Genomic DNA, 24227 nt, shown 5'->3' with positions numbered 1-24227 from the left:
ATATAGGTTAAAATTATTCATCTAAGCATCAACCATTATTTGTAAATATCCATTAGAACAATTTTCAACCCTTGCTTCAACTTGGTAAACTTCTTTTAACATAGTTGGCGTAACAACCGCGAAAGCTTTGCCCGAACTATAAATTTTGGCATTATTTAAAACCACTAAAATATCTGCCCAACGAGAAGCCAAATTCAAATCATGCAATACCATAATTACAATATTTCCTTTACTAGCGTATTCTTTAATCATCTTCATTACCGTGATTTGGTGATTAAGATCTAGGGCACTTGTTGGTTCATCAAGCAACAGGATTTGTGGTTTTCTAACAATTGCCTGCGCCAAACTGGCCATTTGTCTTTGTCCGCCAGAAAGGTTGCTTAGAGGTTCTAAAGCAATGTCAATCAAATCCATTTGCTCCAAAACATCGAAAGCTTTGGTTTTTGTCTGCTCAGAATTATCATTATGATCTAATGTATACACTTTTAAAGCGGTAATTAATGCTTCCAGAACGGTCAATTCAACATCTGTTTTTTGATGTTGAGGCATATAGCCAACAATTTTTGATCTGTTCTCTTGCGAAAGTTGCACCAAATTGTCGTTGCCTAAATTAATTTCGCCTTGCACATTTATTAGTGAGGCAATAGATTTTAACAGAGTTGATTTTCCGGCGGCGTTGGGGCCTACTAGTGCAACAATATTGCCGGCATCAATATCGGTTACGTTAAAGTGCTCGAATATTCTTTTCTTCGGATAACCGGCAGACAGATTTTTGATGTTTAGCATTTCTTTCATTACTTTTTGCCCTTTCTGATAATTAAGTAAAGAAATACAGGGATTCCCACCAAAGAGGTAACCACACCAACTGGAACTAAAGCGCCCGGAACTAATAATTTACTAGCTACAGAGGCTAAAGACATTACCAAAGCGCCTGTGAGTAAACTTGCAGGGAACCAATATCTATGATCTTCGCCAATTAGCATTTTTGCAATATGCGGACCAACAAGCCCAATAAAACCGATAGTTCCTACAAAGGAAACCGCTGTTGCCGAGAGGAAACTGATTCTCAGCATTGAAAAAAATCGTAATCTTTTAACGTTTATGCCAAAACTTTGTGCTCGTTCCTCGCCTAACCGTAAAGCTGTCATTTTCCACGATGCCAGCATAGAAAATGGAATAATAATAGCCACAACAATAGAAAGTACTTGAACTTTATCCCAGTTAGATCTAGCTAAACTGCCCATATTCCAAAACACCAATTGCTGTAATGCTTCTGGTGTAGCAATAAAATGAAGTAATGCTACTAAAGCGTTAAAAGTGAAAACGAGTGCGATACCAAAAAGCACCAAAACATCTACACCTGCGCCACGCCATTTTGCTAATGCTTGCAAAAGCAAAACCGAGCCAAAGGCGAAAATAAAAGCATTTCCGGATACAATCCAGTTTTCTGATAGAAATGGAATGCCAATACCTAAAATAATTGCCAAACCTGCTCCAAGCGATGCTGCTGCAGATACACCTAAAGTAAATGGACTGGCCAATGGATTGTTAAGGATAGTTTGCATTTCTGCACCGGCTAATGAAAGTGCCATCCCCACTAAAACCGCCATTACAGCGTAGGGCATTCTTACTTTCCAGATAATAATACTAGTGCCTTTGGCTACTGAATCTGGCGTAAACAAAGCTTTTAAAACGTCAGAAAATTTAAGTAGGGAAGGACCTGTAGAAATATCTAGGCAAAAAGACAGCAAACATGCAATACCTAATGCAATTAACACCAGCCAACGTCTGCTTAGTTTTTTAGCATAAAGTTGCTCAACTTCTTTTCTTTTTGCCTTTAAAACAGGAATATGCTGATTTGTAACGCTCATTCTTATTTTAAGCTAATAAAGTAAGTTCCTGTCATTGGAACGGACAGGAATTTCTGGTTAAGTTCTTTTAGAGATGCTTCTGGTGTTACATCTTTAAACAACGTGGGATGTGACCATTTCGCTACCGCTTCCGCTGCCAAAATGTTAAATGGAGATGCGTAGAACAAATGCCATAAACCATAAACTTTACCTGTTTTTACCGCTGTTAGCTCTGATAGCACCGGGTCGGCAACACGTTTCGAAATACTTTGCCTTGCTTCTGTGGCCGGAATATCCTTACCTAAAACAACACCTTTTCCTCTAAAAGAATCTACTCCGGTTGCAATATAGATTTTAGGATCTGCGGTTAAAATATATTCTAAATTAAGCTGGCCAAGTGGTGCAGGAATTACATCTTCGCCAATGTTTTTCGCACCAGCAAGGCTGATGAATGGCGTCAAATTTCCTTTACCAGCCGTAGAGAACTGATTCTCGGTTGTGCCGGCTTTCATATCGATAAATACTTTTGGTCTCGCTGGTCTAGCTTTTGCTATTCTATCCGCTATGCGTTTTTTTCGAAATTCATAAAAAGCGATAAACTCGTTTGCTTTTTTTTCTTTGTTTAGTACTTTTCCTAAAATACGCATGCTAGGAACCGTATTTTTAAAGGGATCTGTCCTAAAATCTATAAAAATTACGGGGATGCCTGCACTTTGCAATGCCGAGATAATTTCTTTATGTGTTTGGCCTGGACCATGACCTTTAATACTAAAAATAGCAACTTCTGGTTTAGAAGCGATGGCTTTTTCAACGGAGAACGTTTCGGCATTTGTGCCCACAACAGGAACTTTATCTATGGCCGGAAATGCAGCTTTGTAATCTGCGTATTCAGAACCCTTTTTAAAATCAGCAGACCAAGATGCAATTAAATTTACGGGATTTGGATCTAATATATTCAAGGTAATTAAATCTCGACCTTCACCAAGTAACACTTTTTTAGCTGGCTTTTTTAATGTTACCGTTCTACCTAAAACATCTTTAATTATAACTTGTTGCGCATTGGCAGATAATGCTAGTAAAAATAGAATGCAAAATGATTTTAAAAACTTCATGCGACAAAATTAACATTATTTAGACTGATTAAAAATAATAAGGCGATTGTTTTTATTATTTATAGGTTAATGACAATATTGTTACTGAAACGAAATTAGTCTGCCCGTTTTGAGGAAATTGAGAAGGGATGTTATGAATAAAACCCAATCAATAACATAAGGTTAAATGATTGGGTTCAGTTAGTAATTAGACTAGACTTCGGCGCCTGCCGAATCTGAATTTATAGAATTTGTTTAGCTTTTGCTTAACAATGAGTTGATTATGAATACCTTTTAAAGCACCGCTAATTACAATAAAAAGCAATACCAATAGTGGTTTTAGCAGGATTAACGCTAATAAAATGATAAATATATCAACTACAATGATAAGCATGAAAGCAACTTTTAATAAGCGCATAACATGTTTAATTTAATTGTAAATGAATTTGTTTTGTCCCTATTCGCGGTTAGGCTAGGGATTAATGTATAAAGTCCTTGCTACTTTTAAGGTAAGCATCTCCTAAACTAAATTGTATAATTAGGAAAAGACGATATACCTGCAAGCTATTACGCAATTGCTGTTGAAGACAATGTTTGGATAATATGAGGTGTAAATCGCTTTGCATTTTAACTAATGTAGTGTTTTTAATATCCTTAAGCGAATTTTTGTTTAACCATGACATTTAAATGCCATAGCAGAATTACTGATGTAAGAAATCTATATTTCTTTTTAAGCCGTTAAATTTTGTCCTCTTAACTGCGGAACCTTTAAAAACTTTTTTAAAAATTTCATCCGTCATGTCTATTAAATCTTCTTTTTTTAGGTCCAACAATTCATGTGTTGGCTTAAATGCAGGTTCTTGATGAGGAGTAGCAAAACGATTCCATGGACAAACATCTTGGCAAATGTCGCAACCAAACATCCAGTTTTCCATTTTGCCTTTAAACGCTGTTGGTATTTCGTTTTTTAGTTCGATGGTTAAATAAGAGATGCATTTACTCCCATCAACGGTATAAGGGGCAATTATGGCGTCGGTAGGGCATGCATCAATACAGCGGGTACAAGAGCCGCAGTGGTCGGTAATAAAAGGGTTATCGTATTCCAACTCTAGATCGATAATCAGCTCTGCTAAAAAGAAAAAAGAGCCTGCATTTTTGCTGATCAGGTTTGAGTTTTTTCCTCGCCACCCCAAACCAGATTTTTGCGCCCAAGCTTTGTCCATCACAGGTGCAGAGTCTACAAAACATCTGCCACCAACCTCACCAATGTTCTGGTAAATGAAATACATCAACTCTTGTAATTTTTCCTTTATCACAGTGTGATAATCTTCTCCGTAAGCATATTTGGATATTTTCGGCGCAGTAGGGTCTGCTTGCTTTTGAGGTGTAAAATAGTTTAGCGTTAATGAAACTACCGATTTAGATCCTTCTACCAATAGCCTGGGGTCTAAACGTTTATCAAAATGATTAGCCATGTAGGCCATCTCGCCATGATGGTTGTTATTTAACCAATTTTCCAATCTTGGAGCTTCCTCTTCTAAAAATTCGGCTTTGCTAATGCCACAGGCCATAAAACCCAAGCGTAAAGCTTCGGCTTTTATCATTTGGCTGTATTTTGCATTGGTGCTGAACATTATTTTGCAAAGATAGCCTTTTAGCATAAAAACCATTTTACATTATTGATTGTTATAATGAAAACTAAAATCAAACGTCATGGAAAATTCAACGCCTAATAATAACGAACATACAGAAGACCCAAATAAAAAAGCGCCACCGATAGAAACTGATTACGAGGCGCATAAAAATAATCCCGGACCAGCGCCCACGGTTAACGAACCAGATAACAAAGGAGCGGGGCAAGCAATGAAATGGATTATTCCAATAATTGTGGTGATTTTGTTAATTATTTATTTCTTGTTTTTTAGAAATAATGTATCAAACTAGTTAATCTGAAAATTATAAATAAGAAAGGACCTTTTTAACAGGTCCTTTCTTATTTTACGTATTAGGGAACTTAGTTTTATGATTTTAATAACTTTACCTGATAAAGATCTTTTCTTCTGTCTTTTAGTATTTTAACTGTTCCGAAATGATGTAATTCGTCAAGCAAATGTAGGTCTACATCTACAACCAACATCATCTCTGTATTTGGTGTGGTTTCTGCTTTTACCGCATTTGTAGGAAAGGCGAAATCTGAAGGAGTGAACACTGCCGACTGTGCAAATTGGATATCCATATTATTTACTTTCGGCAGGTTACCTACGCAACCAGCAATGGCTACGTAACATTCATTTTCTATAGCTCTAGCCTGAGCACATCTTCTAACTCTTGTGTATCCGTTTTGCGTATCTGTTAAAAACGGAACAAATAAAATCTGCATCCCTTGGTCTGCGTATATTCTGCTCAATTCTGGGAATTCAACATCGTAGCAAATTAATATTCCGATTTTACCACAATCTGTATCGAATACGCCAATTTTATCGCCACCCGTCATTCCGTAATATTTTTGCTCATTCGGCGTGATGTGGATTTTACGATACTCTTCGGTTAATCCATTTCTATGGCATAAATATGTAGCATTATAGAGTTTGTTGTTCTCTAAAATCGGCATACTTCCTGAAATGATATTTACGTTGTAAGAAACAGCATATTCCTGAATTCTTTTAACAATTTCTTCTGTTTGCGCAGCTAACATTCGCATGGCTTCCATTTCTGGTAAATGGTTGTAAGGCTGCAGTAGGGGTGTATTGAAAAACTCCGGGAACATGATGAAATCAGACTTGTAACCGCTTACGGCATCTACAAAAAACTCTACTTGTTCATAAAAAGCATCAATATCAGGAAACAGACGCATTTGCCATTGTACCAACCCAATTCTAATTGTTTTTGCAGACCTGGCCGAAACATTATCTTGATAGTAGATATTATTCCACTCGATTAGCGTTGCGTACTCTTTCGACTCTAAATCTCCAGGAAGGTAATTCTTTAAAATTTTTCTAACGTGAAAATCGTTAGAAATCTGAAAACTTAAAGTTGGGTCGTAAATTTCCTTTGATTTAACTTTATCAATATACGCTCTTGGCGACAACTCATGCGCATGCTCATGGTAACCTGGAATTCTTCCACCAGCAATTATACTCTCCAAGCTTAAAAGTTCGCAAAGTTCTTTCCTGGCTTCATAAAGTCTTCTGGCCAATCTTAAACCGCGATAATCGGGATGTACGAATACTTCGATTCCGTAAAGTACGTTACCGCCAGAAGTATGTGTAGAAAAGGTGTATTTGCCTGTTATTTGTTCGTATGTATGGTTGTCGCCAAATATGTCATAATCAACAATTATTGAAAGTGAACAAGCTACAACTTTATTATCTACCGAGATACATAATTGGCCTTCTGGAAAGATGTTAAGCAAATTTTGTATATTGGCTTTGCTCCAAATGCCGTTTCCGCTAGCATCATAGGCTTGTACCATCGATTCACGTAAGTCTTTATAGTCCTCGATGGTGAGTTTTCGTATTTCTATATTCATAGAATGGGGTAAGGGCAAGAAAGAATTTTCGAGCCTCGATTTTTAATTAAATTTTGCTTTATCAACAGTCGAAAGCCTAAAAAAGTTTGCCTGTTTGCCCCAGTTTTATACGGTTAAGGTGTTTGTATGCGGCCTCTGTTACTTCTCTACCACGTGCCGTTCTCATCAAATAACCTTCTTGAATTAAGAATGGTTCATAAACTTCTTCAATTGTTCCATCATCTTCTCCAACTGCTGTAGCAATGGTTTTTAACCCCACCGGACCGCCTTTAAATTTATCGATAATAGCTAAAAGTATTTTATTGTCCATTTCATCCAAACCATGCTCATCAACATTTAAGGCAGTTAATGCGTAACGAGCAATTTCTGTATCTATACTTCCGTTACCTTTAATTTGGGCAAAATCTCTGGTTCTTCGTAGTAATGCGTTAGCTATACGTGGCGTACCTCTGCTTCTCCTGGCAATTTCGTAAGCTCCTTCTTCTGTTATAGGAGTATTTAATATAGACGATGAGCGTAAAACGATGGTCGTTAAAATTTTGGCATCATAATAAGCAAGACGAGAATTTATACCAAATCTTGCCCTTAATGGCGCAGTTAGCAAACCAGACCGGGTTGTAGCGCCCACCAAAGTAAATGGATTTAAGCCGATTTGCACCGAACGGGCATTTGGCCCGCTTTCTAGCATAATGTCTATCTTAAAATCCTCCATTGCAGAATATAGGTATTCTTCTACCAGAGGTGATAAACGATGTATTTCGTCTATAAAAAGGATGTCGCCGGTTTCTAGATTAGTTAGCAGCCCCGCCAAATCGCCTGGCTTGTCTAATACTGGTCCAGAGGTAATTTTAATGCCTACACCCATCTCATTTGCAATAATATGTGATAAGGTAGTTTTTCCTAATCCTGGAGGGCCATGTAGTAGAACATGATCTAAAGCTTCGCCTCGTAGTTTGGCCGCCTTAACGAAAATTTTCAAATTTTCTAAAATCTTATCCTGACCAGTAAAGTCTTCAAACTCTTGCGGGCGTAACACTTTTTCAATATCACGCTCTATTGGGTTTAGATTTTCTGAAGATGGATCGAGATTTTCGTTCATATTACAAAGATATATTTTTAAAGGTGTTATTAAATCTAATTCTGAAATTGAAAGATGACGATTTGAAAAGCAGTTGCATTGAAAATAGGATAAGAAAGCCCTGCTTTTTGTTCCAATCTTTTTACACACTAATCCCCTGAAGGGTAGTTGTAAAAAGTATTTCCACTTCAATCAGGTTTAAAATATGCAGATATATGCTACTATGAGTGTTTTTAATAGCACATGCCTAAGTATTTAGCCCCGACTGAAATGATAGCTCCCGATTGCTAAAAGCAAATTGGGACTAAAATGTAAGGCGGGACTAGCGGTAAATTTTAGTAGGAATTTGCGCTTCAAACAAGATTAACTAAACTTGGCAGCAACTTTTGCTTCTTTAACACCGTTACTATAATCGTAAAAACCTTCTCCAGATTTGACACCTTTTTTGCCAGCCATTACCATATTTACCAAAAGTGGGCAGGGTGCATATTTCGGATTGCCAAAACCATCGTGCAAAACATTTAAAATAGCCAAGCACACATCCAAACCTATAAAATCGGCGAGTTGTAAGGGGCCCATTGGGTGCGCCATGCCAAGTTTCATTACCGTATCTATTTCGTTAACGCCGGCAACGCCTTCATATAAAGTGTAAATAGCCTCATTAATCATAGGCATTAAAATTCTATTCGCAACAAAACCAGGGTAATCGTTAACCTCGACCGGAGTTTTTTCTAATTTCTTAGAAAATTCCATTACCAAATTAGTGGTTTCGTTGCTGGTAGCGTAACCTCTAATTACTTCAACCAATTTCATTACCGGGACTGGATTCATGAAATGCATTCCTATTACTTTGTCGCCACGATTTGTTGACGCTGCAATTTGCGTAATAGAGATAGAAGAGGTGTTACTTGCCAAAATTGCCTCTGGCTTAGCAAATTGATCTAAATCTTTAAAAATTTTAAGTTTAAGCGCTAGGTTCTCTGTTGCAGCCTCAACTACTAAATCTGCTTCGCCTACGCCTTTGTCAAGTTCGGTAATTGAAGTTATGTTCGTTAGTGTTTGCACTTTTTGTTCTTCTGTTAAAGTTCCTTTTGCAACTTGTCTATCTAAGTTTTTAGTAATTGTTGCAATTGCTTTTTCTAACGCAACAGTGTTGATATCTATCAGGTTTACTTTGAAGCCATATTGCGCAAATGTGTGCGCAATACCATTGCCCATAGTTCCAGAACCTATTACAGCTATGTTTTTCATTTGTTGATTTGATTAGGTTTCAAAACTACAGAAAGAAAACAAAAATGAAGGATAGAACTTGCCATTTTGTGGTGTCTTATATTTTAAATATTTTTTTGCAAAGTTATTTAGATGGATACGCTAAAAATGAGCTTGCGGAAAAACGATTTAATTTTATATTAAAAATGGTTTTAATAAGATTTTAACATTATTAAACGTTTATTTTACGTTAAATGTTTGTAATTATTTTGTTGCAAAAAAGTTTTATCGCTGTATATTGCAATTTAATTAACCAAGTATTTATTCAAACACATGTAAATGAGACAAAAATTACTAATGTTATTTGTTTTGAGTTTTTTGCTGATTAATGCAGCGTTTGCTCAAAGCAAAAAGGTTACTGGTAAAGTTTTAGGAGCGGAAGACAGTCTTCCGATTCCTGGAGTTTCAGTAAAAATTAAAGGAACCACAAATGCGGTCCAAACCGAGAACGACGGATCTTATTCCATTACAGTGCCAAATTCAAGTACAGTTTTAGTGTACTCTTATTTAGGTTTTGTAAATGTTGAAAAAACCGTGGGAAACCAATCCGTTTTAAATGTATCCCTACAATCAGACAGTAAAGTTTTAAATGAAGTTTTAGTTGTGGGTTATGGAACTACCACAAAAGGTGCGTTCACTGGTTCTGCAGCTAACATTAAATCCGAGGAATTGGCATTAAGACCAATTACTAACGTTAACACCGCTTTGGCTGGTGCCGCTCCTGGTATCCAAGTTAATGCTGGTAACGGTCAGCCTGGTTCTGGTCCTTCTATTAGAGTTCGTGGTTTTGGATCAATCTCGGCATCTAACGATCCGCTATACATCGTAGACGGTGTACAGTATTCGGGTAGTATTTCAAATATCAACGTAGACGATATTGAAAATATTTCTTTACTTAAGGATGCTGCTTCTTCCGCTTTATATGGTTCTAGTGCAGCGAATGGTGTAATTATCATCACCACTAAAAAAGGTAAACAAGGCGAGCCTAAACTTACTGTTAGAGGTGTGCAAGGTATCACTTCTAGAGGTATACCTGAGTACGAAACTGTTGATGCTTACCAATATTATCCATTGGCATGGCAAGCTTACAGAAACAGTTTAGTTTATCCGGTTTCTGGAACAGCACTTACTTTGCCTGCTGCCAATGCAAGAGCTACAGCAGACATCAAAGGATTGTTGGGTAATAATCCTTTTAATGTTGCTAATAATGCAATTGTTGGTACCGATGGATTACTAAATCCAAATGCAAGTTTATTATATAACGATTTAGATTGGAGAGAGCCACTTATTCGTACAGGAAATCGTGGAGACTATGGTATGAATTACAGTGCAGCTACCGAGAAGTCTGATTACTTTGTTTCTCTAGGTTATGTTACTGAAAAAGGCTACATAATCAGATCGGACTTTAACAGATTTAACGGTCGTATAAATTTGAATGCGAAACCAATGAGCTGGTTTAAAACCGGTTTAAACATTTCTGGTAACATCACTAAGAGTAATCAAGCAGATGCAGACGGGGCTGGAAGCATTGTAAACCCATTCAATTTCTCTCGTGGTATGGGACCAATTTATCCAGTTTATGCACATAATTCTACAACTGGAGATTTCTTGTTAGACGCTAATGGTAACCGTATTTTTGACACCGGAAACTTGTCTAGTTTAGGCATTCCTAACCGTCCGTCTGGAGCATATGCAGGCCGACACATTTTGCAAGAGACTTTGCTTAACCAAACGCAAATAAAGCGTAATGTTTTAGGTGCAAGAACTTATGGCGAGATTACTTTCTTAAAGGATTTTAAATTTACTACAAACGTTGCGGTTGATATTAGCAATTATCAGTTCGCAGATTATCAAAACAAAATTGTTGGAGATGGTGCGCCAAACGGTAGAGCAAGAAATACTAATTCAACAACAACTTCTTACACTATTGAGCAGTTGTTGAACTATAATAAAACTTTCGACAAGCACAATATTGGTGTGTTGTTAGGTCATAACAACTACGATTATGGTTACAAATATTTAACCGGAGCTCGTAATACGCAAGTTGTGGACGGTAACTACGAATTAATTAACTTTACTACTACTACTGATTTAAACTCTTATACAGATGATTATAGAAAAGAGGCCGTATTTGCTAGATTAAACTACGATTATGATGGAAAGTATTTTTTCTCAACGTCATTCCGTAGAGATGGATCTTCTAAATGGGCTCCAGGCAAACAGTGGGGTAATTTCTATTCATTTGGCGGAGCTTGGATTCTTAGTCAAGAGAAATTCTTAACTGATGTTAAGTTTTTAGATTATTTGAAATTGAGAACATCTTATGGTTCTTTGGGTAACGATGGTTTATCTGGATACTATAAATATCAGGCGTTTTATAATTTAGATAATAACAACGCTTCAGAACCAGGTATTATTTACAATAGTTTGCCAACACCAGATTTAACTTGGGAAACTAATACACAAGCTGATGTTGCTGTAGAATTTGCAATGTTTAAAAACCGATTAAGTGGTAGTGTAGAGGTTTTTGATAGAAGATCTAAAGATTTATTGTTCAATGTTCCGCTTCCGGTTTCTAATGGTATTGCAACTGTTGCGAGAAATATTGGAACCATGTGGAATAAGGGTATAGAGGTTCAACTAGCTGGTGATATTTTGAAATCAAAAGATTTTAAATGGGATGCAAATATTAACTGGACATTAACTCGGAATAAAATCACGAAAATGCCGACGGAAACTCCTGAGATTATCAGTGGAACTAAACAGTTGAAGGTTGGACATTCTTTATACGATTTCTGGTTACGTCAATGGGCCGGTGTTGATCCGGTTGATGGAGCAGGTTTATATTTAATTAATCCATTAAGCCCAGGTACTGCAGCAGATACAAGAACAATTGACGGCCAATCTTACACAGTTAACCCGAACAATGCGCTTTATGCATACAAGGGTTCTGCGATTCCGAAATTCTACGGTAGTTTTACCAATACGTTTACTTACAAAGCAATCTCTTTATCTGTATTGTTAAACTATCAAGTAGGAGGCAAATTTTACGATGGAAACTACCAATCGTTAATGAGTTATAGCGGATACGGAGGTTCTCTACATGTTGATGCATTAAATGCTTGGAAACAAGTTGGCGATCAAGCAAGTATCCCAAGGTTAGATGTGGGCAGATCTACAAACTATAACGCAACGTCTACACGTTTCTTAGTAGATGCATCTTACTTAAATATGAGATCTGCTACTTTAGCTTACACATTGCCAAGTACTTTTGTAGCTAAGGCTGGTATAAGCAATGCAAGAGTTTATGCTTCTGGAGAAAATCTTTTCATGCTATCTAAACGTAAAGGTTTAGATCCAACGGAATCATTCACTGGAACTAACTCAAATAACTACACGCCATCACGTATTGTTAGTTTTGGCTTAAACGTTACATTTTAATTAGGGTAATAATGAAAAAAATTAAAAAACTATATATCCCATTTGTTATTGTAGCATTAACATTTGGTTCTTGTAAAGACGATTATTTAGATACCAAGCCAACCGACAGAATTGCAAAAGCAGATGCTATTGCAACCACCACCAACTTAATGGCATCGATCAATGGTATCCACAGATCTTTGTACGTACAATATTCTAGACAAGAGGAAGGCGGCCAGGGTGCTGTAAACTTAAACATCGACTATATGGGCGATGATATTGTTAATACAGTTAGTACAACTGCGTATGGCGTACATAAATGGCAAACACATAGAAGTGCTTCGACCTTAAACAACGCGTTTATCTACACTTTCTATTACAAAATTATTGCTAACGCGAATATCATAATTGAGAACATAGATAATGCAACAGGACCTGAAGCTGATAAAAAAGCGATTAAAGGTGAAGCATTAGCTTATAGAGCCTGGGCGCATTTTGTATTAGTTCAAGTTTTTGGTAAGCGTTATGATGCTGCCGGAAATAACACCCAAGCAGGTATTCCGATAATGATTACTAGCGAAATTGGTGGAAAACCTAGATCTTCTGTAGAAGATGTTTATAAACAAATAAATCTAGACATTGATGCATCTATAGCTTCATTTGCAGGAGCAACTCCTAGGCTAAATAAATCGCATTTTAATTTGGCAGTTGCAAAAGGCTTAAAAGCACGTATTGCGCTTACACAAGGGAAATGGGCAATCGCTGCGCAATTTGCTAATGAAGCTAGAACAGGTTTGAATTTAATGACTAATGCAGAATATCTTGCAGGTTTTAACAGTTACGAAAATCAAGAGTGGATGTGGGGAAGTAAACAAGTAGAAGATCAAACCACATACTTCTACTCTTTCTTCGCCTATTTGGGAACCTTTAACTCATCTGCAAATAGAACTGTGCCAAAAAGAATGAACAGTTTGTTATATGCTCAAATTCCTGCAACAGATGTTCGTAAGCAACTATGGGATCCAACCGGTACCTCAACTTCATTTATTGCTTATAATCAACCTGTTGGCGTAGTTTCAAGTTCTGCGGCAAGTTTTAAGCAAGGTAAATTTAGAAATGCTGGAGCAACTAGTGTTGGCGATGTTGTAAATATGCGTGTTGGTGAGATGTTTTTAATAGAAGCGGAAGCAAGAGCTAGATTAGGAATAGCAGGAGCGGCAGCAGAAACCTCATTGGCTCAAAATGTTTTATTTACATTCGCTAAAAACCGTAATCCAAGTTATGTATTAACTACAAATACTGGAACAGCATTATTGAACGAGATCTTGATACAACGCAGAATCGATTTATGGGGCGAAGGTTTTAGATTTTTCGATTTAAAACGTCAAGATTTACCTCTTAATAGAACTGGAAGTAATCATACAACTGCTTTATCAGGTGTGTTATCGGTAGCTGCCGGAGGACCAGAATGGCAATGGGCTATTCCGCAAGATGAGATAAATTCAAATCCAGCAATTGGTCCAAGTGGTCAAAATCCATAATCTATTTACTAGATTGGCAAAACAAAAAATCCCGCTATACAGCGGGATTTTTTGTTTTATGGTGCTAACCTATTCACTTGCCATTTTCCGTTAATTAAATCGTATTTTAATCTGTCGTGCAAGCGACTAGACCGGCCTTGCCAAAACTCAATGGAAGTTGGTATAACAATGTAACCACCCCAATGTGCCGGCTTCGGAATAGTTTTACCTTGATATTGGGAAGTTAGTTCCTGGACCTTTTGCTCTAAAACAGCTCTGTTGCTAATTACTTGGCTTTGCGGAGAAACTATGGCACCAATTTGACTTCCTTGCGGACGAGAATGAAAATAGGCTTCTGAAGTTTCTTTGTCTAATTTCTCTACTTTTCCTTCAATTCTAACTTGTCTTTCTAACTCGCCCCAAAAAAATACCAGGCAAGCATACGGATTTCTTTTAAGTTCTTTTCCTTTTGTACTTAGGTAGTTTGTATAAAAGCTAAATCCATTTTCATCAGCGCCTTTTAAAAGTACGATACGAGCATTAGGTTTGCCACTTTTATCGGCTGTTGCTAATGTCATTGCATTGGGCTCAAATATTTGCGCATCTAAAGCTTCTTTAAACCATTTTTCAAACTGAATGATAGGGTTTTTATTCGCATCATTCTCTGTTAATTCTGCCGACTTATAGTCTTGTCTTAAGCTTTGCAACAGTTCTTTTGTTAACTCCATATTATGAAAATAGTCTAGTTTTAAATTTTTTGTTAAATTTCGTAAATGTTAAGTGAAGTACAACCATCATCTGGAAAATTATTAATTTCCGAACCCTTTTTAAATGATCCGAATTTTAAACGGTCTGTAGTTTTAATGACGGAACATGAACAAGAAGGAACGGTAGGTTTTATATTAAATCAGCCTAGTAATATGTTGCTTAAAGATTTGATACCTGATTTATGGCAAGCAGATTTTCGTGTTTTTATAGGCGGGCCGGTTGAGGTTGATACCGTACATTTTGTGCATAGGTGTTACGATAAGTTGAATAGCGGCGAAATTATCGGCGATGGGATTTATTGGGGAGGTAATTTTGAAACCTTAAAAATTTTATTGAATAACAATGCAATTGATGAAAGCGAAATCAAGTTTTTTCTAGGTTATTCTGGTTGGTCGGCTCCGCAATTAAAAGACGAAATTCAAGAAAATACTTGGATCGTGGCAAATGTTTATCACCCCGATATTATTTTTCAGCGCAACGAAGAAGAACTTTGGCGTGAGGTAATTATCAATTTAGGACCTCGTTATGCACATATCAGCAATTTTCCATCGGATCCAAGTCTGAATTAATTTGAGATTTTCAATTTTGATGCGGATTGAACGGATATAAAAATTAGGTAGGCTGATTAGTTAAATCTTTTACAATTGACAAAATTTGGCTCTTAAGCTCCGGAATATCCGTTATAACTACATCCCATACGATGTCATAATCAATCCCAAAATAGTTGTGTATAATCTTGTTTCTTAAATCAGACATTTCTCTCCATGCAACTAAAGGATATTTTATTTTTAAATCTGGATTTATCTTAGAACTGGCTTCACCAATAATTTCCAAGCTTCTACAAATTGCTTTAGATAAACGTTCATCATTGATAAAATCTTCGTAATCGTTCTCCTCACTTTCACTCCAGAGGTAATCGCATTCTTTTAGGATATGCTTTAAAAACTCAATTTGAGAGTGCAACATATTCAACTGAATTTAAAATATGGGGGCCAATATATGGACTAAGCGATTGTTTTGTTACCAAATCTACCTTTCGACCAAATAGTTTTTCGAGAAAATAATTTAAAGACATAAAATTTTTGAACGTTTTACTTTCCTTTTTTATGTCTACTAACAAATCGATATCACTGCTCGAATTAACGTCGTTGGTTAAAAAAGAACCAAAAAGTCCTATTTCTTTTACACCATAATCTAATAGTTGCTTTTCATTAGATTTAAGTTGTTTTAAGATTTCGGTTTTGGTAATCAATTTCTCCATAATTAAAAATAGGTAAATAAAATTTAACCAGCCATAGACGCGGCGCTCTCTTCAACTTTTTTTCTAAGCTCGTCTTTGTACGCTTGCATTTTAGCCACCAAACGCTCATCAGCGGTTGATAAAATTTGAACGGCTAGTAAACCAGCATTTTTAGCTGCGTTTAAAGCAACAGTAGCTACCGGAATACCATTTGGCATCTGTAGAATCGATAAGATAGAATCCCAACCATCAATAGAATTTGAAGACTTTACTGGGACGCCAATTACTGGAACAGTAGTAATTGAAGCAACCATGCCTGGCAAATGCGCTGCGCCGCCAGCACCAGCAATAATAACTTTGATTCCTCTCTGTGCCGCTTCTTTAGCATAATTAAACATGCGGTCTGGCGTTCGGTGGGCAGAAACAACCGTCATTTCAAATTCTACACCAAACTCTTTACAAATCTCAGCAGCATCGTTCATGATGTTTAAATCAGATTTGCTACCCATTATTATGCCTATTTTCATTCTATTAGTTTTTTGTTGGTTTTGATAATTAACCAACGTTTCGTATTTATTTTTGGTCCCTTATCTTTAGTCTTTGCTCTTAATTCTTTGCTCCTTTATCTTTGCTCTTTTCTTTGATTGCTTTACCCTTAAGATATAACTTTCAAAGTTTGTTGCACAAATCGGGCTTTTTCAATAGCATGGTCTCTGTTTTGATCTACAACGCTAACGTGCCCCATTTTACGAAACGGCTTAGTGTATTTTTTACCATATAAGTGAACATAAACACCATCAATGGCCATTATTTTTTCTAACCCATCATATTTGGCAACACCATCGTGTCCTTTTTCACCTAGTAGGTTAATCATTACAGCATTGCTAATTGAACGAGTATCGCCTAAAGGTAAATTAAAAATAGCACGCAAATGTTGCTCAAACTGCGAAACATAATTGCCTTCAATTGTTTGGTGACCACTGTTATGTGGACGTGGAGCCAATTCGTTAACCAAAATTTCTCCGTTTTTAGTCACAAACATTTCTACTGCTAAAATGCCTGTTATGTTTAAAGCTGTTGCAATGTCCACAGCAATTTTTTCTGCTCGTTCTTGTATCGATTCTGGGTAAGTAGAAGGCGAAATTAAAAATTCTACCAAGTTCGCCTCGGCATTAAATTCCATTTCAACCATCGGAAAGGTTTTCATATCGCCTTTGGCATTTCTAGCAACAATTACAGCAATTTCCTTGTCAAAATCTACCAATTCTTCAATTAGCGACGGAGCATCAAAAGCATTTTCAACATCAGCAGCAGTATTAATTTTCATTACACCTTTGCCATCGTAACCATCTCTACGTTGTTTTAAAATGTAAGGGTAAGAGAATGCCGAATTTAACATCTCTTCTTTGGAGTTTACCAATTGAAATGGCGCAGTTGGGATATCGTTTTCCTTAAAAAACTGCTTTTGTATACCTTTATCCTGAATTAACCGAATTACCCTAGCTTGCGGAAAAACCTGTTTTCCTTCTTTTTCAAGTTGTTCTAAAGCCTCGATATTTACTTTTTCAATTTCAATGGTAATAATGTCTGCCTTTTTGCCAAAGTTGTAAACCGTATCAAAATCAGTTATCGAACCACATTCAAATTTATTGGCAATGTGCTTGCAAGGTGCATCAGCATCTGGATCTAAAACCAGCGTAGTTAAGTTATAGTTAATTGCTTCCTGAATCAGCATTCTGCCCAGTTGTCCGCCACCTAATATACCCAGTTTTAATTCGCTTATCTGTTTTGCCATTGCTTAAAAAAGATTGTTATGTCGCAAAAATAGCAAAAAATAAGAGCCGAATGGGTTTTTATTGGTGTTTTTTACAGAAGCGCAAGTAAGGTGCAACTATCTATATTTGTTCCCGCCATTCGCTTTATCTTTTGGCAAAACTTAAAAAGTTTTTGTTGCCAAAAGTATACCGCTGCTGTCGGAGGCTATTAGCAATTAATTCTACAACTATTACCGACTAAACTTGCTAACTTTGGCGCTCTAAAGCTTTTGCGTTTTAGCCATAAGCTTCAATAAAAATGGATGCAATTATAATAGGGGCGGGTGCCTGCGGGTTAATGTGTGCTGTGCAAGCAGGCTATTTGGGAAAGAAGGTTGTTTTGTTAGAAAAAAACAGCAAGCCTGGTGCAAAAATCCTAATTTCTGGCGGTGGAAGATGCAATTATACTAACCAATGGGCTAGTGCCGACCAGTTTATTTCGGCTAACCCACATTTTCTAAAATCTGCTTTTAAACAATGGACGGTTGAAGATACCATCGGTTTTTTTGAAACCTACGGTATTATTGGAAAGGAGAAAACTTTAGGACAGCTATTTCCGGATGATAAAAATGCAAAAGACATTGTAGAAGTTTTTACTTCGCTTTGCGAGGAAATGGAACAAAAAATATTGTGCAACGCCGAGGTTAAAACAATTGAAAAAACTGCTAATGGTTTTAAAGTTTCTTATTTAATTGGTGATAAAACCAAAACGATTGAAGCACATAAAGTTGTAATTGCGAGTGGTGGCTTACCGATACCTAAAATGGGCGCTACTGATTTCGCTTTGCGTTTTGCAAGAAATAACGATTTAAATATTGTAGATACGGCGCCTGCCTTAGTTCCCTTAACCATTACTGGAAAAGACGAAGAATGGTATGCTCAACTGTCTGGCAACTCGGTTTTTTGCGAGGTAAGCAACGACGAAATTTCTTTCGAGGAAAATATTTTATTTACACACTGGGGCTTAAGTGGACCTGCTATTTTACAGATTTCTTCTTACTGGCGTAGGGGCGAGGCTTTTAACATCAATTTATTACCCAATCAAAACATAGTTGAAGTTATTGATACAGAAAGAGCAAACAATGGTAAAATACTTATATCAACCTTGTTAAACCGTTTTTATGCAAAGAAATTTACAGAAGCGCTAGGCAAGTTTTTACCTTTAAACAAAACTGTTGCAGATTTGACCAAACTTGAAATAGAATTGGTTAATCAAACCATACATTTTTTTAAAGTTAAGCCAGCCGGCGATAAGGGTTACGATAAGGCAGAGGTTATGCGTGGTGGAATTGACACCAATGAAGTGTCTTCTAAAAGCTTAGAATGTAAAAAAATACCAGGTTTGTACTTTGGTGGCGAGTGTATGGACGTTACAGGTTGGCTTGGTGGTTACAATTTTCAGTGGGCCTGGGCAAGCGGATTTGTAATTGCTCAAAATCTGTAGTTTATAAAAAGCTAACAGCCAACTAACGCTTGTAGTTTCTAAACCAACTGGTAATCTTCATTTGAATTACGCCTAAAAAGGCTTCTCTAAATATTCTTGTACTCATTTTAGAAGTTCCTTCGGTTCTGTCGGTAAAAATAATCGGTACTTCAACAACGTTAAAACCAAATTTGATGGCAGTAAATTTCATTTCTATCTGAAAAGCGTAACCTACAAATCTAATTCTATCCATCGGGATAGTTTCTAAAACGATTCTGCGATAACACTTAAAGCCGGCGGTAGCATCTTGAATGTTAATTCTTGTTATTAACCTAACGTACATTGATGCGAAATAAGACATCAGAACACGTCCCATTGGCCAATTTACAACGTTTACCCCTTTAACATATCTAGAACCTATTGCAACATCTGCACCGCCGTTTACAAATTCGCTAGTTGGTAAACAAGCACCACGCAACCTTACTAAATCTTCTGGGTTGTGCGAAAAATCGGCATCCATTTCAAAAATGTACTCGTAGCCTTTTGTTAAAGCCCACTTAAATCCGTGAATGTAAGCTGTACCTAATCCCAATTTGCCACTTCTTTCCTCTAAATGTAATTGAGTTGGGAATTCCTCCTGCAATCGCTTTACAATACCTGCCGTACCATCGGGAGAACCATCATCTATAATCAACAATTCAAAAGGAAAGGTTAAAGAAAACACCTTGCGAATAATCTTTTCGATATTTTCTTTTTCGTTATACGTAGGGATAATAACTAAGCTATCTGACACTTTAGATTTGGTTGTTGATTTTACGATTTCGGTTTGGATGGCGAAAATAGCTATTAAAAACCAAAAGCCCGAAATTTCTTTGCGGGCTTTTGGTTAAATGATGTTAAAATATTTTAATGAACACCGTTCATCCATTTTTTTAGTAGTGGGTTTAAAGCGAATAATAATAAACCTGCAACAATTGGAATAATGGTGAATATTAAGAAGAATGTTGATATAGAATATTCTGTGCTAATTTTATCAATTAAGCCACCAGTTTTACCAGCTAACCAATTACCTATAGCTGTACAGGTAAACCAAACACCAAACATTAAACCAACTAATTTAGCTGGTGCAAGTTTACTAACGTACGATAGCCCAACAGGAGAAACGCAAAGCTCACCAACTGTATGGAAGAAATACGCGAAGATTAACCAAAACATGCTAACCTGAGCAACTGATGCTCCAGCTGCGATATCTTTTCCGCCGTATGCTAAACCTGCAAACCCTAAACCTACAAATACCAACCCTAATCCAAATTTAACTGGTCCTGATGGATTGAATTTAGTTTCCCATAATTTAGAGAAGAATGGTGCTAAAGAGACAATGAAGAAAGAGTTAAGGATACCAAACCAAGATGCAGGTACTTCGGTTCCGACTGCTGTAAATTCTTTTTGCACTTTCCAAATGGCAAGACCCCAGATAATTACAAAACTTAGTGCTGTAAAAATAATCGTAGCCGGATACTTGGCAAAAATTTGTTTAGCTAGACCAAATAAAACTACCGATACTGCAAGAAGAGGGAAAATGGTTAATGCTGCGTCTGCCCATTTAAAAATAGTGCCTGCGCTACCATCTAATGTTCTCAAAGTATAATCCTTTGCAAAGATGGTCATAGAGCCACCAGCTTGTTCGAAAACCATCCAAAAGAAAATCGTAAATATCGACAATACGAAAATTACTAATAGCCTTTCGCTAACAACTTTTGCTGGTAATTCTTCTACTTTAGATTCTACTTTTTTAGTAACCGTATTTAATGCCGAACCTATCACGCCAAATATTTTTTGACCGAAATAGAACTGCAACATTCCAAAGAACATAAAAATGCCGGCTAAACCGAAGCCCCAGTGCCAGCCTATTTTTTCACCAACATAACCGCACATTAAAATACCTAAAAATGCGCCCGAATTAATACCCATGTAAAAAATGGTATATGCTGCGTCTTTTTTATCGCTAATAGCTGGGTACAATTGACCTACCATCGAGGAAATATTTGGTTTAAATAAACCATTTCCAGCCATCATCAACACAAGTCCTAGGTAAAAGAAGTTCATATTAATACCCTCCATTGCCATTGCAGCATGCCCCAATGTCATAATTAAAGCGCCTAAAATTACTGCTTTGCGGTAACCGGTCAATTTATCAGCAATTAAACCGCCCAGAATCGGAGTTAAATAAACCAATCCTGTATACCAAGCATATAAACTTAATGCTTCTGGTCTGGTCCAATTCCAACCGCCTTTACTGGCTTCGCTTACTAAGAAGAGTACTAATAAAGCTCTCATTCCGTAATAACTAAACCTTTCCCACATTTCTGTAAAGAAAAGTACAAATAAACCAACCGGGTGGTTAATCAGCTTGTCGGTTGCTACACCATTATTTTCTAGGTGTAAATCTAATACCTGATCTTGGCTCAGGCTGGAAGAGTTTTCTACTGCCATTTTTTTAGTTTAGGGTTTGTGTGTTATTATTTAGCTGCAAAAGCAGTTTATAAAAAATTATTTAATTCCGTATTCTTTCATTATTCCGTTAAGCCATTTCAACAAAACAAATCCTATAATTGCCGAACCCATCAATAAAGAGAAGTTTACCCAAAAGAAGTTTGCTTTGTCATCATAGGTATCCCACAAAGTGGATAAAACGCCAGAGAGCTTATTGCCAATTGAAGTTGCTAAAAACCAACCGCCCATCATTAATGAGGTAATTCTAACCGGACTAAGTTTTGATACTAAAGACAATCCCATCGGACTTAAAAATAATTCACCGATGGTAATAATTCCATAGGTTCCCATAAGCCAAAGTACAGATACTTTTTCTGCGCCGTTATTGCCTACGTAAACTGCGCTAACCATAACCAATACAGAAATTGCCGATATAAATACCCCAAAAATGATTTTGGTTGCTGTACTTGGTTCGCTATTTCGTCTACGTAGCCAAGTAAAAAATGCAACAACTAATGGTGTTAACAAAATTACCCAAGCCGGATTAATAGATTGCGTTAGGTTAGTAGCCCACAAATCAACTGTGCTATTTTCTTGAGGTAGTTTTTCTTGTGGTATGTTTTTAAAATAAGTAGGATAGTTAAACTCTTTTTGCACTACGCCATCTTGTTTTTGTAATCTAAAAGCTTCGTCGTACAAAGGAATACTATCTTTTTTATAAGTTAAAGTTTGAGATAAGCTTAAAGTTGAGAATGTTGCTTTAGCAGTTGGGTTGCTGACTTCTCTATCGGTATATCGATCAGCCCAAGTGGTTAAGGCAGTTCCGTTTTGTTTAAAAACTGCCCAGAAGAGAATTACTACTGCGAAAATTGTTAGCAGCGCTGCAATTGGTCTTTTTTCTTCCTTTTTGGCTTTGAAAAATAGCGTGCTATAGAAATAAATTACGGGTAAACAAGCAAATATAAATGCGTCAGTAGAAGTAGAACCAACTAATGGATGACCTAAAATTTTGCTTGGTAAAATCCAGCCTATAACGCCAGCAATAACAGAAGGGAGTAAGATTAACAACGTAATTTTCAAGAACGACATATCGCCTTCGGCGACTCCTTTTTTTACGTCAAAAGCTCTGTAGTGTTTTAAGCCTGATATAAAAACAATTACACCTATGAACATACCAACACCTGCTGCTAAAAATGCATATTCCCAACCCAGCATAATGTAAAGCGCTGCGCCAAAAAAGTTGCAAATAAAAGCACCAACATTAATACCCATGTAAAAAATGTTGTATCCGTCGTCTTTTTTATCTTGGTATTCTGGTGTAGAATAAATATTACCGAGTAGGGTAGAGATGTTAGGTTTAAAAAATCCGTTACCAAAAATTACCAGCGTCATTGCTAAATATAGCATTGGCAAGCTGTGTACACCCATTAGACAGTAACCAACCCCCATCATAACACCGCCAATGATGATGGATTTAGCGTAGCCTAAATATCTATCGGCAATTAAGCCACCTAGAAACGGTGTTAAAAATACTAGGGCAATGAAAGTTCCATAAAGGTCTGCAGATTCTGCTTCAGTCATTGCGAAGCCAGCTTTTACATCTTTAAGGTAAAGGGTAAAAATTCCAATCATCAGGTAGTATCCGAAACGTTCCCACATTTCTGAGAGGAAAAGAAACTTTAAACCTTTAGGATGTTTGGTAGAAGTTGCTGTTGGCATAGATTAAAAATTTGCAAGGCGCAATATAGGCACATCAACTTGTTCTCGCAAGTGTTAAAACCACGGCAAGTATCAAAATTAATTTCTCTTAAGGATAACTGTTGATGCTTTTACGGGTTTTCCATAGAAATCATCGTTAGCAGAAGGTTCGTTTTTAAGTTCTACATCTTCAACTAAAGTCAGCTTTCCCCAGTTAAGTTTATAGCCGTCAAAACTCAAATCTGCAGCGTAATACTCGAAATTGCCAACCATTTTAGGATCGTAAGGAGCCAAGTGGTCAAATACAATCATGTTAACATTTCTGTCAACCGTTAATGTCATTGTATTTTGTTTGTTGTATTCGAAAATCACTCTGTTTTTTAGTGGGCCATTTTTTACGGTTTGGAAAATGTTTTTGCCAAATACTGGTTCACCTTTTTCAAAAGATAGTACATCTATTACTTTTTTAGTGGTTTTAGTATTGTTTCCTTTCCAACCTAAAAAAATAAAATAAGGCGATTTACCATTTACTAAAACGGGAATCATTTCGTAATAACGTGCGCCCAACCAATTTTTATTGGTAGTAATCATATCAGTATCTGCCAAGCTAGAGCTGCCGTCGATTAATGGAAATAATTTAAGTGTTCCGTTAGCAGTGCCCATTTGTATGGCACCGTAATATTTATAAGTTCCTTCGTTTGTAGGTACAAACCAGGTAATAATACGAAAAGAGTTATCGGGCGATTTTAAAATGGAAATTCTTTGCAACGAATCGAAATCAAAATTGAAAGAATTATTGATTTTTAAAGCAACTGTAAGTTTTTTGATGAAAAGCGCATTTTTTTCAAAACGATCCATATCGTCGGTTGCATTTGCCACTTCGTTACTCAAAGCTTTTAAGGTATCTTGATATAGATTAAGCTGAGGTTTATTATCTACCGTAAAAGTATGCTGTGCATTTAATTTTGTATTTGCACAGCATACGATTAAAAATATAATGATTGAGCTTTTAATCGCTTTTAGCATTTATTTAT

21 protein-coding genes are annotated in these 24227 nt (G+C 36.6%); 5 read left to right on the top strand and 16 right to left on the bottom strand.

Features of this window, described 5'->3' with window-relative positions; all coding sequences use genetic code 11:
* Nucleotides 1-21: 21 nt before the first annotated feature.
* The 4 genes from DUT69_RS09535 to queG all read right to left on the bottom strand — a co-directional run bounded on the left by DUT69_RS09535 (nt 22) and on the right by queG (nt 4545).
* On the bottom strand, nt 22-795 hold the full coding sequence (locus tag DUT69_RS09535) for an ABC transporter ATP-binding protein (RefSeq protein WP_113652996.1): 774 nt from the start codon (nt 793-795) through the stop codon (nt 22-24).
* Nucleotides 795-1871 (bottom strand): FecCD family ABC transporter permease, encoded by a 1077-nt coding sequence (locus tag DUT69_RS09530; RefSeq protein WP_113652995.1) that lies wholly within the window; start codon nt 1869-1871, stop codon nt 795-797. Before DUT69_RS09530 ends, DUT69_RS09535 begins: the two co-directional genes overlap by 1 nt.
* A gap of 2 nt (nt 1872-1873) precedes the next feature.
* Nucleotides 1874-2962, bottom strand: coding sequence for an ABC transporter substrate-binding protein (locus DUT69_RS09525; RefSeq protein WP_113652994.1), 1089 nt, complete (start codon nt 2960-2962; stop codon nt 1874-1876).
* A gap of 680 nt (nt 2963-3642) precedes the next feature.
* Entirely contained in the window at nt 3643-4545 is a 903-nt protein-coding gene (queG, locus tag DUT69_RS09515) for a tRNA epoxyqueuosine(34) reductase QueG (protein ID WP_394341241.1), read from the bottom strand.
* Nucleotides 4546-4654: 109 nt separating this feature from the next.
* Here queG and DUT69_RS09510 point away from each other — a divergent pair, with 109 nt between their 5' ends.
* Nucleotides 4655-4885 (top strand): hypothetical protein, encoded by a 231-nt coding sequence (locus DUT69_RS09510; RefSeq protein ID WP_113652992.1) that lies wholly within the window; start codon nt 4655-4657, stop codon nt 4883-4885.
* A gap of 76 nt (nt 4886-4961) precedes the next feature.
* Here the strand turns inward: DUT69_RS09510 and DUT69_RS09505 are convergent, their stop codons facing one another.
* From DUT69_RS09505 to DUT69_RS09495, 3 genes are all read right to left on the bottom strand, one after another.
* Nucleotides 4962-6470, bottom strand: coding sequence for a carbon-nitrogen hydrolase family protein (locus DUT69_RS09505; protein WP_113652991.1), 1509 nt, complete (start codon nt 6468-6470; stop codon nt 4962-4964).
* 76 nt (nt 6471-6546) lie between these two features.
* Nucleotides 6547-7569, bottom strand: coding sequence for a Holliday junction branch migration DNA helicase RuvB (ruvB, locus tag DUT69_RS09500; protein ID WP_113652990.1), 1023 nt, complete (start codon nt 7567-7569; stop codon nt 6547-6549).
* 342 nt (nt 7570-7911) lie between these two features.
* Nucleotides 7912-8799 carry a 3-hydroxybutyryl-CoA dehydrogenase gene (locus DUT69_RS09495; RefSeq protein ID WP_113652989.1) on the bottom strand — a complete coding sequence of 296 codons (888 nt, stop codon included), beginning with the start codon at nt 8797-8799 and terminating at the stop codon, nt 7912-7914.
* A gap of 297 nt (nt 8800-9096) precedes the next feature.
* Here DUT69_RS09495 and DUT69_RS09490 point away from each other — a divergent pair, with 297 nt between their 5' ends.
* Complete coding sequence (locus tag DUT69_RS09490; RefSeq protein WP_113652988.1) at nt 9097-12258, top strand: SusC/RagA family TonB-linked outer membrane protein; 3162 nt, start codon at nt 9097-9099, stop codon at nt 12256-12258.
* Between the two features lie 11 nt (nt 12259-12269).
* A complete protein-coding gene (locus DUT69_RS09485; RefSeq protein ID WP_113652987.1) occupies nt 12270-13778 on the top strand; it encodes a RagB/SusD family nutrient uptake outer membrane protein in 1509 nt (502 codons plus the stop codon).
* A 56-nt stretch (nt 13779-13834) separates the two neighbouring features.
* Here DUT69_RS09485 and pdxH read toward each other — a convergent pair whose 3' ends face one another.
* On the bottom strand, nt 13835-14485 hold the full coding sequence (gene pdxH, locus DUT69_RS09480) for a pyridoxamine 5'-phosphate oxidase (RefSeq protein ID WP_113652986.1): 651 nt from the start codon (nt 14483-14485) through the stop codon (nt 13835-13837).
* Between the two features lie 45 nt (nt 14486-14530).
* Here pdxH and DUT69_RS09475 point away from each other — a divergent pair, with 45 nt between their 5' ends.
* The gene (locus tag DUT69_RS09475; protein WP_113652985.1) at nt 14531-15094 is read left to right on the top strand and encodes a YqgE/AlgH family protein; all 564 of its coding nucleotides are present in this window, start codon (nt 14531-14533) and stop codon (nt 15092-15094) included.
* 43 nt (nt 15095-15137) lie between these two features.
* On the opposite strand, the gene DUT69_RS09470 is transcribed toward DUT69_RS09475, so the two are convergent.
* The 4 genes from DUT69_RS09470 to DUT69_RS09455 all read right to left on the bottom strand — a co-directional run bounded on the left by DUT69_RS09470 (nt 15138) and on the right by DUT69_RS09455 (nt 17560).
* The gene (locus DUT69_RS09470) at nt 15138-15491 is read right to left on the bottom strand and encodes a HepT-like ribonuclease domain-containing protein (RefSeq protein ID WP_113652984.1); all 354 of its coding nucleotides are present in this window, start codon (nt 15489-15491) and stop codon (nt 15138-15140) included.
* Nucleotides 15472-15786, bottom strand: a complete 315-nt coding sequence (locus tag DUT69_RS09465; protein WP_113652983.1) for a nucleotidyltransferase family protein — start codon at nt 15784-15786, stop codon at nt 15472-15474. The genes DUT69_RS09470 and DUT69_RS09465 overlap by 20 nt, the downstream gene beginning before the upstream one ends.
* A 23-nt stretch (nt 15787-15809) precedes the next feature.
* The gene (gene purE, locus DUT69_RS09460; protein WP_113652982.1) at nt 15810-16292 is read right to left on the bottom strand and encodes a 5-(carboxyamino)imidazole ribonucleotide mutase; all 483 of its coding nucleotides are present in this window, start codon (nt 16290-16292) and stop codon (nt 15810-15812) included.
* Nucleotides 16293-16420: 128 nt separating this feature from the next.
* A complete protein-coding gene (locus DUT69_RS09455) occupies nt 16421-17560 on the bottom strand; it encodes a 5-(carboxyamino)imidazole ribonucleotide synthase (RefSeq protein ID WP_113652981.1) in 1140 nt (379 codons plus the stop codon).
* 278 nt (nt 17561-17838) lie between these two features.
* On the opposite strand from DUT69_RS09455, the gene DUT69_RS09450 reads away from it, so the two are divergent.
* Complete coding sequence (locus DUT69_RS09450; protein WP_205314244.1) at nt 17839-19023, top strand: BaiN/RdsA family NAD(P)/FAD-dependent oxidoreductase; 1185 nt, start codon at nt 17839-17841, stop codon at nt 19021-19023.
* Between the two features lie 22 nt (nt 19024-19045).
* On the opposite strand, the gene DUT69_RS09445 is transcribed toward DUT69_RS09450, so the two are convergent.
* The 4 genes from DUT69_RS09445 to DUT69_RS09430 form a co-directional block, all read right to left on the bottom strand.
* Nucleotides 19046-19795: a polyprenol monophosphomannose synthase gene (locus DUT69_RS09445; protein WP_113652979.1), complete on the bottom strand. Its 750-nt coding sequence runs from the start codon at nt 19793-19795 to the stop codon at nt 19046-19048.
* 113 nt (nt 19796-19908) lie between these two features.
* Entirely contained in the window at nt 19909-21495 is a 1587-nt protein-coding gene (locus DUT69_RS09440; protein ID WP_113652978.1) for a peptide MFS transporter, read from the bottom strand.
* 57 nt (nt 21496-21552) lie between these two features.
* A complete protein-coding gene (locus tag DUT69_RS09435; RefSeq protein ID WP_113652977.1) occupies nt 21553-23214 on the bottom strand; it encodes a peptide MFS transporter in 1662 nt (553 codons plus the stop codon).
* A gap of 78 nt (nt 23215-23292) precedes the next feature.
* Nucleotides 23293-24219: a hypothetical protein gene (locus DUT69_RS09430; RefSeq protein ID WP_113652976.1), complete on the bottom strand. Its 927-nt coding sequence runs from the start codon at nt 24217-24219 to the stop codon at nt 23293-23295.
* Between the last annotated feature and the right edge of the window lie 8 nt (nt 24220-24227).

The organism is Pedobacter namyangjuensis (assembly GCF_003313325.1).
Lineage (GTDB): Bacteria > Bacteroidota > Bacteroidia > Sphingobacteriales > Sphingobacteriaceae > Pedobacter > Pedobacter namyangjuensis.
Note: the sequence above shows the minus strand (reverse complement) of the source record. Positions and strands in the feature narration are given on the sequence as shown.

Excerpts from the sequence above, each read along its gene's own strand:
- queG (WP_394341241.1), bottom strand. The coding sequence starts at position 4,545 with ATGATAAAAGCCGAAGCTTTACGCTTGGGTTTTATGGCCTGTGGCATT.
- DUT69_RS09440 (WP_113652978.1), bottom strand. The coding sequence starts at position 21,495 with ATGGCAGTAGAAAACTCTTCCAGCCTGAGCCAAGATCAGGTATTAGAT.
- DUT69_RS09485 (WP_113652987.1), top strand. The coding sequence starts at position 12,270 with ATGAAAAAAATTAAAAAACTATATATCCCATTTGTTATTGTAGCATTA.
- DUT69_RS09455 (WP_113652981.1), bottom strand. The coding sequence starts at position 17,560 with ATGGCAAAACAGATAAGCGAATTAAAACTGGGTATATTAGGTGGCGGA.
- DUT69_RS09435 (WP_113652977.1), bottom strand. The coding sequence starts at position 23,214 with ATGCCAACAGCAACTTCTACCAAACATCCTAAAGGTTTAAAGTTTCTT.
- DUT69_RS09535 (WP_113652996.1), bottom strand. The coding sequence starts at position 795 with ATGAAAGAAATGCTAAACATCAAAAATCTGTCTGCCGGTTATCCGAAG.
- DUT69_RS09510 (WP_113652992.1), top strand. The coding sequence starts at position 4,655 with ATGGAAAATTCAACGCCTAATAATAACGAACATACAGAAGACCCAAAT.
- ruvB (WP_113652990.1), bottom strand. The coding sequence starts at position 7,569 with ATGAACGAAAATCTCGATCCATCTTCAGAAAATCTAAACCCAATAGAG.
- DUT69_RS09465 (WP_113652983.1), bottom strand. The coding sequence starts at position 15,786 with ATGGAGAAATTGATTACCAAAACCGAAATCTTAAAACAACTTAAATCT.
- DUT69_RS09430 (WP_113652976.1), bottom strand. The coding sequence starts at position 24,219 with ATGCTAAAAGCGATTAAAAGCTCAATCATTATATTTTTAATCGTATGC.
- DUT69_RS09470 (WP_113652984.1), bottom strand. The coding sequence starts at position 15,491 with ATGTTGCACTCTCAAATTGAGTTTTTAAAGCATATCCTAAAAGAATGC.
- DUT69_RS09525 (WP_113652994.1), bottom strand. The coding sequence starts at position 2,962 with ATGAAGTTTTTAAAATCATTTTGCATTCTATTTTTACTAGCATTATCT.
- DUT69_RS09490 (WP_113652988.1), top strand. The coding sequence starts at position 9,097 with ATGAGACAAAAATTACTAATGTTATTTGTTTTGAGTTTTTTGCTGATT.
- pdxH (WP_113652986.1), bottom strand. The coding sequence starts at position 14,485 with ATGGAGTTAACAAAAGAACTGTTGCAAAGCTTAAGACAAGACTATAAG.
- DUT69_RS09495 (WP_113652989.1), bottom strand. The coding sequence starts at position 8,799 with ATGAAAAACATAGCTGTAATAGGTTCTGGAACTATGGGCAATGGTATT.
- purE (WP_113652982.1), bottom strand. The coding sequence starts at position 16,292 with ATGAAAATAGGCATAATAATGGGTAGCAAATCTGATTTAAACATCATG.
- DUT69_RS09530 (WP_113652995.1), bottom strand. The coding sequence starts at position 1,871 with ATGAGCGTTACAAATCAGCATATTCCTGTTTTAAAGGCAAAAAGAAAA.
- DUT69_RS09450 (WP_205314244.1), top strand. The coding sequence starts at position 17,839 with ATGGATGCAATTATAATAGGGGCGGGTGCCTGCGGGTTAATGTGTGCT.
- DUT69_RS09475 (WP_113652985.1), top strand. The coding sequence starts at position 14,531 with ATGTTAAGTGAAGTACAACCATCATCTGGAAAATTATTAATTTCCGAA.
- DUT69_RS09505 (WP_113652991.1), bottom strand. The coding sequence starts at position 6,470 with ATGAATATAGAAATACGAAAACTCACCATCGAGGACTATAAAGACTTA.